11 protein-coding genes and 4 pseudogenes are annotated in these 12,364 nt (G+C 49.9%); 5 read left to right on the top strand and 10 right to left on the bottom strand.

What is annotated here, in order from left to right; all coding sequences use genetic code 11:
* Positions 1-485 precede the first annotated feature (485 nt).
* Positions 486-1,243, top strand: a protein-coding gene (locus GLX_RS16835) for an IS5 family transposase (RefSeq protein ID WP_148268514.1) whose coding sequence is annotated in 2 segments (ribosomal slippage) — positions 486-807 and positions 807-1,243 — 759 coding nt in all. Because the reading frame shifts where the segments join, the coding sequence is not laid out codon by codon here.
* A gap of 66 nt (positions 1,244-1,309) precedes the next feature.
* Here GLX_RS16835 and GLX_RS00645 read toward each other — a convergent pair.
* From GLX_RS00645 to GLX_RS16830, 3 genes and pseudogenes are all read right to left on the bottom strand, one after another.
* Positions 1,310-2,532, bottom strand: a pseudogene (locus tag GLX_RS00645) (IS256 family transposase).
* Between the two features lie 80 nt (positions 2,533-2,612).
* Positions 2,613-2,890 (bottom strand): annotated as a pseudogene (locus GLX_RS18795) (IS5-like element ISMex42 family transposase); the annotation flags it as partial.
* 201 nt (positions 2,891-3,091) lie between these two features.
* On the bottom strand, positions 3,092-3,310 hold the full coding sequence (locus GLX_RS16830) for a hypervirulence associated TUDOR domain-containing protein (protein WP_081477857.1): 219 nt from the start codon (positions 3,308-3,310) through the stop codon (positions 3,092-3,094).
* Here GLX_RS16830 and GLX_RS16825 point away from each other — a divergent pair.
* Positions 3,309-3,893 (top strand): DUF488 domain-containing protein, encoded by a 585-nt coding sequence (locus GLX_RS16825; protein WP_014104126.1) that lies wholly within the window; start codon positions 3,309-3,311, stop codon positions 3,891-3,893. The genes GLX_RS16830 and GLX_RS16825 overlap by 2 nt on opposite strands.
* A 127-nt stretch (positions 3,894-4,020) precedes the next feature.
* Positions 4,021-4,858: pseudogene (locus GLX_RS00635) on the top strand (IS5 family transposase).
* A 140-nt stretch (positions 4,859-4,998) separates the two neighbouring features.
* On the opposite strand, the gene GLX_RS16820 reads toward GLX_RS00635, so the two are convergent.
* Positions 4,999-5,373, bottom strand: a complete 375-nt coding sequence (locus GLX_RS16820; protein WP_081477856.1) for a DUF488 domain-containing protein — start codon at positions 5,371-5,373, stop codon at positions 4,999-5,001.
* Between the two features lie 72 nt (positions 5,374-5,445).
* The gene (gene hmpA, locus GLX_RS00625) at positions 5,446-6,666 is read right to left on the bottom strand and encodes an NO-inducible flavohemoprotein (RefSeq protein ID WP_014104124.1); all 1,221 of its coding nucleotides are present in this window, start codon (positions 6,664-6,666) and stop codon (positions 5,446-5,448) included.
* An 86-nt stretch (positions 6,667-6,752) separates the two neighbouring features.
* Between hmpA and GLX_RS16815 the strand changes: the two genes are divergently transcribed.
* A complete protein-coding gene (locus GLX_RS16815; RefSeq protein ID WP_081477855.1) occupies positions 6,753-7,202 on the top strand; it encodes an Rrf2 family transcriptional regulator in 450 nt (149 codons plus the stop codon).
* Positions 7,203-7,351: 149 nt separating this feature from the next.
* Here the strand turns inward: GLX_RS16815 and GLX_RS19310 are convergent, their stop codons facing one another.
* From GLX_RS19310 to GLX_RS16805, 3 genes are all read right to left on the bottom strand, one after another.
* The gene (locus GLX_RS19310; protein ID WP_407927259.1) at positions 7,352-7,768 is read right to left on the bottom strand and encodes a transposase; all 417 of its coding nucleotides are present in this window, start codon (positions 7,766-7,768) and stop codon (positions 7,352-7,354) included.
* On the bottom strand, positions 7,720-8,190 hold the full coding sequence (locus tag GLX_RS19305) for an IS5 family transposase (RefSeq protein WP_014104122.1): 471 nt from the start codon (positions 8,188-8,190) through the stop codon (positions 7,720-7,722). Before GLX_RS19305 ends, GLX_RS19310 begins: the two co-directional genes overlap by 49 nt.
* Before the next feature lie 80 nt (positions 8,191-8,270).
* Positions 8,271-8,633 (bottom strand): hypothetical protein, encoded by a 363-nt coding sequence (locus tag GLX_RS16805; protein WP_081477854.1) that lies wholly within the window; start codon positions 8,631-8,633, stop codon positions 8,271-8,273.
* A 130-nt stretch (positions 8,634-8,763) separates the two neighbouring features.
* Between GLX_RS16805 and GLX_RS16800 the strand changes: the two are divergent.
* Positions 8,764-9,521 (top strand): annotated as a pseudogene (locus GLX_RS16800) (IS5 family transposase).
* A 110-nt stretch (positions 9,522-9,631) separates the two neighbouring features.
* Here the strand turns inward: GLX_RS16800 and GLX_RS16795 are convergent.
* Complete coding sequence (locus GLX_RS16795; protein ID WP_014104118.1) at positions 9,632-11,122, bottom strand: carbohydrate porin; 1,491 nt, start codon at positions 11,120-11,122, stop codon at positions 9,632-9,634.
* 302 nt (positions 11,123-11,424) lie between these two features.
* Positions 11,425-12,354: a 2-hydroxyacid dehydrogenase gene (locus tag GLX_RS00595; RefSeq protein WP_014104117.1), complete on the bottom strand. Its 930-nt coding sequence runs from the start codon at positions 12,352-12,354 to the stop codon at positions 11,425-11,427.
* Between the last annotated feature and the right edge of the window lie 10 nt (positions 12,355-12,364).

Below are 12,364 nucleotides of genomic sequence, written 5' to 3'. Positions count from 1 at the left end.
AGAGGAATAAAATTATAAAGAACTTCTCGACATAATGGTCCCGCAAGGAATTTACCGGCCTGAAAGGCTGATATGTGCTGCGGCGTCGTGAGAATAGTAGTAGATCAATCAGACGTATGACGTCCAAGAGAGATTATACATAAGATTATAAACAAAATTTATAACCATAGTATCGACAGGTTTCGTATAGTTATAACAGAATATAGAGAACCGAAAAATATCTATGATCGATTACAAAATATTTGGCGGATATCCACTGTTTTTAGGTCATGGACGGTATCTTCGCACGGCCTGCTTATTCATTCCAGACATAATGTGAGCTAACCTGACCGGGTCTGGAGGTATGTTGTATATGCATACATGATGATATAAAATTGAATACGAAAGCCGGTTTGATAGCGTAAAAACATAATCTACGTGTTTAGGCTCAGGACCCATTGATTTGTGTAGGGAATTTTGCTTCAGGTTCTGCAAGGAGACTGAAGATGAGTGACCTGTTTTGGCTGACGGATGAACAGATGGAGCGTCTGCGGCCGTTCTTTCCCAAGAGCCATGGTAAACCGCGCGTTGATGACCGCCGCGTGCTGAGCGGCATCATTTTTGTGAACCGCAATGGTATGCGCTGGCGTGATGCACCCCGGGAATACGGTCCGCACAAGACGCTCTACAACCGTTGGAAGCGTTGGGGCGACATGGGCATTTTCATGCGGATGATGGATGGCCTGTCTGCCGCGCAGGCTGAGCCTCAGACTATTATGATTGATGCGACCTATCTCAAGGCACACCGCACGGCTTCAAGCCTGCGGTTAAAAAAGGGGATCCAGGCCGCCTGATCGGACGCACTAAAGGGGGCATGAACACCAAGCTGCATGCGGTCACCGATCAGAACGGACGACCGCTGAGCTTCTTTATGACAGCCGGACAGATCAGTGATTACACCGGAGCCTCTGCTCTGCTGGACAGCCTTCCCATGGCACAGTGGTTGCTGGCGGATCGGGGTTATGATGCTGACTGGTTCCGGGATGCCCTGGAGGAAAAAGGGATCAGGCCCTGCATTCCGGGAAGAAGATCCCGCGGAAAACCAGTCAAATACGACAAGCGAAAATACAAAAGACGCAACCGCATCGAAATCATGTTCGGCCGTCTCAAGGACTGGCGGCGGGTCGCAACACGCTATGACAGATGCCCGAACGTCTTCTTCTCAGCCATCTGCCTCGCTGCAACCGTCATCTTCTGGCTATGAGTCCTGAGCCTAGGAATTTCAATCATCTAGACGAGACTGTGTAGAATTTTGTGCGGTGCCATTTTTTCAGGCCATTGGGAAACGATCATCGAACATGATAGCGAGCTGGCATCTGACAGCGTACCATTCGCGCACTGAGCGCTTCCACTGTGCTGAGGTAGCATTGAGCGCCAGGTAAATCAATTTTGCTGCGGCCTCTTCACTGGGGAAATGGCCGCGGGTGCGCACGGCACGACGGATCTTTGAGTTCAGGGCCTCAATGGCATTTGTTGTGTAAATCAACCTGCGCACTTCTGGAGGATAATCGAGGAACGGAATGACCTCATTCCATGCCCTGCGCCAACTGGGCGCGATGGCCGGGTATTGTCTGCCCAGATCGCTTTCTTCGAACCCGCCGAGGGCTGCCTCGGCCTCTGTGGCGTCCACTGCTGTATAGATTGCCTTGAGAGCTGTGGCGATGCCTTGCGGTCCTTGTAGCTGGCAAAGCTCATGGAATGACGCAGCAGATGAACGATACACGTCTGAATGCGGGTTCTGGGGAAGACCGCCTCAATGGCCTGCGGAAAGCCCTTCAGCCCGTCGACTACGGCGATCAGGATGTCCTGCACACCCCGATTGCGCAGGTCGCTGAGGACCTTGGCCCAGAATTTGGCCCCTTCATTCGCCTGGAACCACAGCCCCAGAACGTCCCGTGTGCCGTCAGGCAGGATCGCGAGCGCCACGAAGACAGCCTTGTTCGAGACAGTCCCATCACTGCGGATATTGACCCGGATCGCGTCCATGAAGACGATCGGGTAGCAGGGTTCCAGCGGACGGTTCTGCCAGGCGGCGACCTCCTCCATCACGGCGTCGGTAATCGCGGAAATGAGGCTCGGGGAGGCCTCAACGCCATAGATTTCTTCAATATGCCCCTGGATTTCGCGGGTTGTCAGACCTCGGGCATACATGCTGATGATCTTGCGGTCGAACTCGGGAAAGCGACGCTGATACTTTGCAATCAACATCGGATCAAACGTACCGTTCCGATCCCGGGGAATATCCAGAACAACCTTGCCGCTCTGTGTCGTCACGGTCTTCTGGCTATTGCCGTTTCTGCGGTTGGGCGGCTGATTATCCTCAGCAGAGGCGCCATCGGCGCGCTCCTCATCAAGATGAAGTGTCATCTCCGTGTTGAGCGCCCGCTCCGCCAGAGCCTTCGTCAATTCCGAGAGTATGCCGCTTTTGCCAAACAGGTCGCCCGGTGAACGACCTTCCATCAGACGGTCCAGAAGATCTTTATCAATGCTCATGCGGGGGCTCCTCTTCGAGCAGATTATCACCGCACCGCACAAAATTCAGGATAGTCCCATCTAGACTTTTGAAACAGTCTCTTATGATGGGCACGGATTGTCGTGCCATCAAGAAAGACCATGCCGAGGTCTTGATCCTTGTCTTTGACCTTTTCAAAGAGGCGCTGTCACACTCCAAGCTTCGACCAGCGAATGAACAACTGTGCGGCAATCCACCAGGGACCAAACTCTGATGGCGCCAGAAAATCGCGGATATCGTCCGTCGAAGGTTCTTTGGTGGGGTCTTGCCCTTCGGACGGACTTCCTCGATCAAAGGCTCCCAGACGGACCATGCGGTATCGGAAAAGACAGACTGCATCATGCTCATCATAAACAGCTATGCAATCCGTGCCGTCATTCAAGGCCTAACAGGCCCTAGCAGACAGGGCATACGACGCAGACAGGCTGATCGAGAGATTCTTCAAGAGAACTCAAACAGTTTCGTGCTATTGCAACCCGCCACGACAAGCTGAAATCAACTTTTTTGCCGCCGTTTATTTCGCTTTAATTGCCATCCTTCTTAACTGACGACACGCCGTAAGGCAATACCTTTATGAAAGGCAATATGTCCGGTTTTGAGGCTTTCAATTTCATATTGTGGATTTGTGGACGATGCATGATGCTGATACCCATTCACCATAAAAGGTATGGTGTGTATGGTACGGATCCGACCAGTGACGTAACCAGCTTCGGAGTTCCACGAAACAATATCACCGATTTCGAAAGTTCTTGACTGCATGACGGTTTCTACTCCTGATACACAAAACACCGACAAATTTTTTAAACCTTTTTACACAGTAGGTCACTCCACACATTCATTACCTGATTTTATTGCGATCTTACGTCACTATAATATTACGATGATCGTGGATGTTCGCGCTTTTCCATATTCCAGACGCAATCGAGATTTTGATGGGTCACGCCTCGTCTCGGAACTGGCCGTATATGATATTGGATATTGTCATATCCCCGAACTTGGTGGACGACGGCCCCGTTCAAAAACAGTTTGTATAGAAACAAATGCTTTCTGGCGCGTACAGAGTTTTCACAACTATGCCGATTATGCATTGGGTGAAATCTTTCATCAAGGATTGGCAAAACTCCTTGAACTGGGAAGACAAAACACCGTTGCCATCATGTGTGCAGAAGTTCTGTGGTGGCGCTGTCATAGACGCATCATCTCAGACTATCTTCTGGAAAATAATCAAAAGGTATTTCATATCCTTTCTCTCGAAAACGTTGTTCAGGCACAGATTACGCCCGATGCTGTTATAGCAAAAAAAGGGCTTATTACATATCCACTATCAATATCTGGTGGGTAGAGAATATATTCTGACCACTGCAGAATATTCTGAAAAATTTATAAGTATTTATAAATAATGATTCAAAATTTTTTTAACAATACCAGACATTTGTGATTCATCATTCTTTGTAAAAAGTATCGAGAAAATGATAGCATGGACTGGTATTGCCTGACGCGAACATAGCCGGGAGAGACTACGATATCCAACGGATATGACGGATACCGAGTGGACTTTGGTTGCGCTCTTCGTGCCCTCCAGGAAAACCGGGGGATCGGCCTCGAACGGCCGATATGCGTGAGGTCGTGAATGCGATGCTTTATCTCGCCTCGGGCGGGTGCGCGTGGTGCCTCCTGTCGAAATGCTTTCCACCGGCATCAACTGTCAGACGCTCCTTTTACGAGTGGCGTGACACGAGACTGTTGGAAGTTATGAATACCGTGCTGATCATGAACCTACGGGAGATTGAGGGACGCAATGCTTCCCTCCGCGTGGGCGTGATTGACAGCCTGTCGGTAAAAACTACGGAAAGCGGCGGTATTTCGGGCTATGATGCGGACAAGAAGGTCAAAGGGCGCAAGCGTCATATCATGACCGACACCTGCGGCTTCCCGATCTTTCTTCTCGTCCATGCCTCCGATATTCAGGACCGTTATGGGGCCGTCGAACTCTTGGCGGCCATACGCAAACGCTTTCCCTGGCTTCGTCACGTCTTTGCCAATGGCAACTATGCCGGTGATAAACTGCGGCCCATGCTCGCCAACATGAGACGATGGACAATGGAAATCATCAGGCGATCAGACACAGAAAAGGACTGCACAATTCTGCCGCACCGATGAGTGGTCGAACGAACATTCGCATGCCTCGGTCGCCGCCTACGGCTCGCCAAAGACTGGGAGAAGCCCATTGCTTCCTCAACCGTATGGACCCTGATCGACTCAATCCGCATACTCACACGACGGTCGGCAAGACATTGTCAGGGTTGAAAAACTTTCGAATCAGGTTTTGAGAAGCGAGAAGTGTCAGAGCGTAACGGATTACAAGGCTTGAGTAGGCCCAGAGTGGTATACTCCGGTCTGGCTGGTGTCATGATCCGAATTGGTCAGCAGCAAGACTGGACCATGATTCAGTCGTGTTGTGCTTGCTTTGAGGTGTTTTTGCGTAGAAAATCCTGCAAAACGAGTGCGTGATTACAGTGTGGGTCATGCGCTGCGTAAAGAAGGGTTACTCTTTCTTTGTCTGCCAGAGCACTCAGTTGCGACAACTCGACGCTCCCTCGTGACAGTTCTTGACGATAACTGATCTGGAACGCGGCCCAGTGCGCGGGATCGTGACCGAACCAACGCCGCAATTCCGTACTGGGTGCAACGTCTTTCAGCCAGTAATCCATAGAGACATCGCTTTTGCGAAGCCCCCGAGGCCAGAGACGATCCACAAGAACGCGAATACCATCATCCGGGGCTGGTGGATCATAGATACGTTTGATTCTGATATCGGACATTCTGTCTTCCCTGACGGCATTGTGCGTGGGAAGCTGGCGCTTCCCACGCTTTAAAAGCCGAACTATCAGCTATCAGGCAGCGGAAAGTACAAGTTCCGGATCGGCGGCAGAACCGAAAAATTCATAACGGATCTGTGTGGCAGGCAGTTTTGCGCTCTTGAGCGCCTCTACCATGTCCCTCATGAAAGAATCCGGACCACAGATATAATAGGTGGCTGTGCGATCAAGCGTTTGCAGCAACCACGCAGGGGTGATCCGTCCGGCATGGGTGGTCACACCCGGTGTGCCGTCCTGTACAGGTGCCTGTTCTTTTGAATAAAAGAAATCGGCTTTGACACGATCACTTTTTGCCAGATCGTCAATCTGCGGTACAAACGCTGTCAGTGCCCGGGTTTCTGCCCCATGAATGTAGTGGATATGTCTGTTCGTGCGTGTCTGTGCAAGCTCACCCATCATGGAAATAACCGGGGTAAGCCCAACGCCCGCTGTCAAAAAGACAACAGGGTTGCTGTCCGCATCGTTAAGAAAGAAATCACCTGCGGGATTTGCGACCTGAAGGATATCACCTTCCTTCACGCTATCATGCAGCCAAGTGGAGGCAACACCGCCATCCTGGCGGCGTACACTGATACGGTAGTGATCAGCCCCCGGTGCAGAAGAGATACTGTAATTCCTGCGCTGTGAGCCGTGTTCGGGTACGTCCAGCTTGAAACTGAGATACTGTCCCGCTTTGTGGCGAAAGAGTGCCCCCCCGTCTTTGGGGACCAGATCAAAGGAGACAATTGTGGCGGTTTCATTCTGGCGCGCGCGAATGCGGAAGGCACGCCAGCCTTTCCAGCCGCCGGGCATGGATTCGTTACCGTCATAAATCTGTTTTTCACGGCCAATCAGAATATCGGCCAAAAACCAGTAAGCCTTGCCCCAGGCATCCAGAATTTCTGGTGTTGCAGCATCCCCAAGCACATGACCAATCGCGCCAAGCAGTGCAGTTGCGACGTAGGGGTAGTGTTCAGGCAGGATGTTGAGACCAACATGCTTTTCCGCAATCCGCTCCACCATGCTGCTCAGTGCGCCAAGGTCGTTAATGTGTTCGGCATAACACAGCACGGCCAGAGCAAGGGCTTTGGGTTGTTCGCCGTCCTGCTGGTGGGAGAGATTGAAAAGGTCTCGAATGGCGGGGGTCGCAAGAAGACGCTTATACATCTCCGTTGTAATGGCGAGGCCATGCGCCTTCAGTGCAGGGACCGTGGCGAGAATAATGGAGCGTGTGTTTTCATCAAGCGGCGCGGACATGGGGATTTCCTTTTAAGGTTCATAATCCATGAACCTTATTTATCCGCATTGGAAAACATGTCAAGATAGGATATCTTTAAGGAACCATGAAACTTACATTGCAAACAGATTATGCGCTCCGTGCTTTGATCTATCTTGGTACGCGTCGAGACCGTCTTTCGTCGATACGCGAGATTGCAGACGCTTACCAAATCTCTGAAGCACATATGATCAAAGTAATTCATAAGCTTGGACAAAGTGGATTTGTAGAAACTATCAGAGGCCGAAATGGTGGTATACGCCTTGAAAAGTCACCCGATAACATTTTTATCGGAGATGTAGTTCGGTACATGGAAGGCAACCTGGCACTATTGTCGTGTATGGATACTGTGGCTACACCATCAATTATCTGTACACTAATGCCAGGATGCCGTCTGCGCGGCGTCATGTATGAGGCGTCACAGGCTATGACGCATGTTCTGGACCGGTATACACTTGCCGATGTCATTACTCCCTTTGAGATTGAGCGTCTTCATGGGAAGCGTTACGTGGATTAAACATCTCAAATTTAGGAAAGAGAGTTTCCTGATGCGACAGCATTTTTCAATTTATTTTGGTTATTATGATTCAGAGAAAGATATCATGTTTTATAAATAAAGTAATTGACGATATTGACATAAATTCTTTTCTGAGAGTCCGTCCAAGATCATGATGTATGATTACAGAGTCTTCTGAGCATCATCCGGACTGAGGCCCATCGGAGGAAAACGAGTGCATTGCAATTGAGGCACTCCCAATCCCTGCTCAGGCGTCGGCAGCGGTTCAGCCATGCGATGGTGCGCTCCACGATCCAGCGCTTGGGCAATACCACGAATTTTCCGACATCACAGCGCCGCACAATCTCGACATTCACAGAATGGCAGACATGAGCCAGTCCCTGCTGAAACTTTGCCCCCTGATAGCCCGCATTGGCGTAGAGTTTCAAAAGGAACGGATACAGCCCGAACAATGTCGCCATCAGCATGACACCGCCATCACGATCCTGGATATCGGTTGCGTGGACCGTTGCCTCCATCAACAGGCCCTGCGTATCGACGAGGACATGCCGCTTCTTGCTCTTGATCCTCTTGCCGGCGTCAAAGCCGGACGAATCGATGCGCCGCCCCCTTTTTCGGCGTTCTTGACGCTCTGGCTGTCGATGATCGCCGCTGTCGGACTGGCCTCACGGCCCGCCTGCTCCCGACACAGAATGTAGAGCGCATGGTGCAGACGATTGAGTGTGCCGTCATGCTGCCAGCGGCAGAAATAGTAATTGACCGTGCTGCGCGGCGGAAGGTCTTTCGGGATCGCGCGCCACTGGCAACCCGTTCCAAAAACATACATCAGGCCGTTCATGACCTCCCGTATATCCACTGTCCACTTATTGCCGCCACGCCGGGCGGCCGGGATCAGGGGGGCGATCAGCGACCATTCCTCCTCCGTCAGATCGCTCGGATAGCGAAGCTGGCTCCGGTCATATCGGGCACGGTTCTCGACGGTCCACATCAGCAACTCCTGCAAAGCGGGTGCGCTGATAGAGAATCACAAACAATTCCAAATGATTCAAGATGTTCTTGGACGGACACTTAGAATTCATAGGAATTTAATTTCTGCATAATGAATTTATTTCGGATATATTTTTTTTTGAAGTGTTCCTGTCTTTTATAGATATTCGAGCAAGTTTTGTTCATTTCATTGGATAGTTCTTTTTTTCTTTTCTGAGGAAGATTGCTATCCCATTCTCCTGCCAGATACTGACAAATATCTGCATCATGGAAAAAGGAGATAACGTCCTCTGGAACATTCTTTTCATTTTTTGCAATGACTGATGGAATATTTACACAATATAACATCGCAAAAAAAAATATTCTAATGACCATCTGATGACCAGTGTGGTTTATCTTTTTGCCCAACAACAATTTTAATAACGCCAAATGATTTTGCAACATTTTGTAGCTCTTTGTTCATGCCATCTCGGGGGAACGTACTGATTTTAAAAAGTTTTCCATCTTTGTCTAGGCTCAGGACCCATTGATTTGTGTAGGGAATTTTGCTTCAGGTTCTGCAAGGAGACTGAAGATGAGTGACCTGTTTTGGCTGACGGATGAACAGATGGAGCGTCTGCGGCCGTTCTTTCCCAAGAGCCATGGTAAACCGCGCGTTGATGACCGCCGCGTGCTGAGCGGCATCATTTTTGTGAACCGCAATGGTATGCGCTGGCGTGATGCACCCCGGGAATACGGTCCGCACAAGACGCTCTACAACCGTTGGAAGCGTTGGAGCGACATGGGCATTTTCATGCGGATGATGGATGGCCTGTCTGCCGCGAAGGCTGAGCCTCAGACTATTATGATTGATGCGACCTATCTCAAGGCACACCGCACGGCTTCAAGCCTGCGGTTAAAAAAGGGGATCCAGGCCGCCTGATCGGACGCACTAAAGGGGGCATGAACACCAAGCTGCATGCGGTCACCGATCAGAACGGACGACCGCTGAGCTTCTTTATGACAGCCGGACAGATCAGTGATTAAACCGGAGCTTCTGCTCTGCTGGACAGCCTTCCCATGGCACAGTGGTTGCTGGCGGATCGGGGTTATGATGCTGACTGGTTCCGGGATGCCCTGGAGGAAAAAGGGATCAGGCCCTGCATTCCGGGAAGAAGATCCCGCGGAAAACCAGTCAAATACGACAAGCGAAAATACAAAAGACGCAACCGCATCGAAATCATGTTCGGCCGTCTCAAGGACTGGCGGCGGGTCGCAACACGCTATGACAGATGCCCGAACGTCTTCTTCTCAGCCATCTGCCTCGCTGCAACCGTCATCTTCTGGCTATGAGTCCTGAGCCTAGCCGCGTCAACAGCGTGGACTTTGATCGCCTCAATCCGCATGCTGACCCGCAGAACCGCAAGGCATTGTCAGTGCTGAAAAACTTTTGAATCAGGCTCTTACATAATCTGTATCTGGGATTTAAACCCTATAAATTCAACATTTTTTAGGTTTCGTTGTGCATTTGGATGAAAATATACCTGAAAATCTGGCGCTAACACAACACCTCGCATGACATGGATCTGGTAATTCGTCTCGAATATTGTTGCATGTCCCTGCGTGCCGGTTGCATGATTGGGAGCAGTCTTTACCGGCACCATGGATAGATCAAGTATATCCGTATCCGAAACGCCCGGGGCTATCTTCACATATGTCATCACCATGCCAAAAGCATCGTACGGTCTGCTTTTAATAAAACCGCGATCTACAAATGCTACATATGTTTCGTAATTGCGTAAGGATGTACGAGGATCATTATAGATCACTCCCCCCATGACTGTCAGTCCGCCTTCAGAGTTGGAATAAGGATGATGGAGAATTTTTTGATCTGCTTCCAGCCATGTGCTCCATGTCTGTTGGTGATTACGGACTGTCCTTCCCGACAAGGCATAAGGTTGTCCATTTACGTCATAGTAATTATCAGGATTGGGGGCTGAAATAAGCTGCCCACCAATCTTGTAATGTCCAGGCAATTCATGTTTGCTTCCCATTACAGGTTCCCACCCAAGTTCAATGGGAGCCAACTGACCAACAATATTTGATGAATTGAAATGAAATCCAGTCCTATGTTGATTGTTAGCATATATTCCACGTTCAGCGAAATAAACACCTGCCTGTATGTAGATATAACGTGATGGACGTCCGCGGACACGGAATCCCCATTCTCCAGCGGGATAAGAGGTGATGTACTGGTTATCAATCGCGGCCTTGGGTCGTCCACAAAAACTGTTATTCTGGAAATTGCAAAAAAGGGAACTGGCGCTGAACTCGCTCATTTCCGTTAAACGCCCTCCAGCAATACTAACGCGCCCTCCAAGCAGGTTTTCTTCTCCATAAGCCGTAACCAGGTGAACGACGACATTACCTCCGCCTCCATATATTTCCGACGAATGCGCCAGCCAGTCTCCCATCATGCGATTGGCGGTTGTGCCATACCTGCTGGTAAAAAGCGTATGCGTGGCAAAGCCTTTCAGGCCCAGTATCTTATCCCAGTTAATATGCAGGGCTGTATTGACTTGACCTGCATTACTTGATCCCTGACGGTAATTCGGATGATCGGCTGTAGGGGCAGAAAGAGCATCTGTATATTCATTGGTATTGTCCATGGTCAGGGCAACCCCCCGCGACCGTAGCCATGACGTCATGCCAAACGGGTTGGTAAACAGGGCTTCTGGCCGTGAAAAGGGTGGGACTACAGGCTTGCTGGAGGGATTGGCCATAAGCGGGGTCGCGACACGCAATCTGGCATCACTGTTTGAATTGTCCTGAAAAGTCTGCGCCAGTGCCTGCACTGATGATATAATGACGAGGACGCCGAATATCAGGGTCGTTTTGACAAAATACCATCCATGACAACATGTGTTTTTACGCATTGCAAAAAATGCAACCATTCATCCGGCCCCAATATAACTTTACTTGATCATCATCAGGATAAACAATGAGAACAATAAGTACTTGGTCATAGACCTACTTTTATAGGTCAAAATTATAAAAATATCTTCTTTCTGATATTTTTTATTTTTTATATAATACTGAAAAAGGCTGACCTCACACAAGATCTGCCGAGCTCATTACCAGAAATTCCCGATAAGATGCCGCCTGTATAAAAAGGCGACATCTAGGAAATATTATAATTATTATAATCAACCGATGATTATATTGTTAAGAATCATACGGTCCAATACCGTTACAATCAGATAACGGCTGTCGGCAATGACTGCCCTGCAAAATGAGCCGCAAGATTGCGCACCACCAGATTACCCATTTCCAAGCGCGTTTCCACCGTAGCACTTGCGCGATGGGGCTGCAGCACGGTGCGATTGGAATGCATCAGGGCAGTCGGCACGTTGGGTTCATGTTCGAACACATCAAGAGCTGCGCCCCCCAATGCTCCTTCTTCCAACGCCTGCACCAATGCCTGCTCATCCACGACTGAACCACGGGCGACATTCACAACGACCCCATGCGCTCCTACCGCATCAAGAATATCGCGATTTACCAAATGTCGCGATCCAGGCCCACCGGATGCAGCAATCACAAGAATCTCACTATCCAGCGCCAGTGTTTTCAGGTCAGGAACAAAATGATATTCATCCAGCCCGAAATCCTTCAGATCGGTGTAGGATATGGGCATTGCAAAAGCTTGGGCGCGCCGAGCAATCGCTCGACCAACCTGCCCCATTCCGATAATGCCCAGCTTTTTACCAGTAACCTTATGACCAAGGGCTGGTGCGGGTGAATGACCCCACGCACCATCACGCACATACCGATCACTTTCTGGCAATCCACGCAACAGGGACAGAATCAGACCCAGCGCCATGTCTGCCACATCATCGGTCAGGACGCCTGGCGTCGTCGTGACATGAATATGCCGTCGTTGGGCTTCCTTCAGGTCCACGGCATCGGTGCCAATACCATTTATGGCAATGATTTCAAGCGCGGGCAGGCTGTTCATGACCGACGCGGGCACACCTGTCGCTCCGCCCGTTGCAATTGCGCGTATGTTGGGGGCAATCGTCTTCAATTGCTCCACAGAGGTGAAGCGATGAACAGTATAAGCCGCATCAAGCTGCTTTTCAACTTCAGGCATCATCGGTTCAATTAACAGGATTTCAGGCTTCATGATGTATTGT

Source organism: Komagataeibacter medellinensis NBRC 3288, from assembly GCF_000182745.2.
GTDB classification, from domain to species: domain Bacteria; phylum Pseudomonadota; class Alphaproteobacteria; order Acetobacterales; family Acetobacteraceae; genus Komagataeibacter; species Komagataeibacter medellinensis.
This window is presented reverse-complemented; position numbering and strand designations above follow the sequence as displayed.

Coding starts and splice junctions, on each gene's coding strand:
- GLX_RS16830 (WP_081477857.1), bottom strand. CDS start 3,310: ATGCAGTCAAGAACTTTCGAAATCGGTGATATTGTTTCGTGGAACTCC.
- GLX_RS16795 (WP_014104118.1), bottom strand. CDS start 11,122: ATGGTTGCATTTTTTGCAATGCGTAAAAACACATGTTGTCATGGATGG.
- GLX_RS16805 (WP_081477854.1), bottom strand. CDS start 8,633: ATGTTGCAAAATCATTTGGCGTTATTAAAATTGTTGTTGGGCAAAAAG.
- GLX_RS16825 (WP_014104126.1), top strand. CDS start 3,309: ATGACGGTTTCTACTCCTGATACACAAAACACCGACAAATTTTTTAAA.
- hmpA (WP_014104124.1), bottom strand. CDS start 6,666: ATGTCCGCGCCGCTTGATGAAAACACACGCTCCATTATTCTCGCCACG.
- GLX_RS19305 (WP_014104122.1), bottom strand. CDS start 8,190: ATGTGGACCGTCGAGAACCGTGCCCGATATGACCGGAGCCAGCTTCGC.
- GLX_RS00595 (WP_014104117.1), bottom strand. CDS start 12,354: ATGAAGCCTGAAATCCTGTTAATTGAACCGATGATGCCTGAAGTTGAA.
- GLX_RS16820 (WP_081477856.1), bottom strand. CDS start 5,373: ATGTCCGATATCAGAATCAAACGTATCTATGATCCACCAGCCCCGGAT.
- GLX_RS16815 (WP_081477855.1), top strand. CDS start 6,753: ATGAAACTTACATTGCAAACAGATTATGCGCTCCGTGCTTTGATCTAT.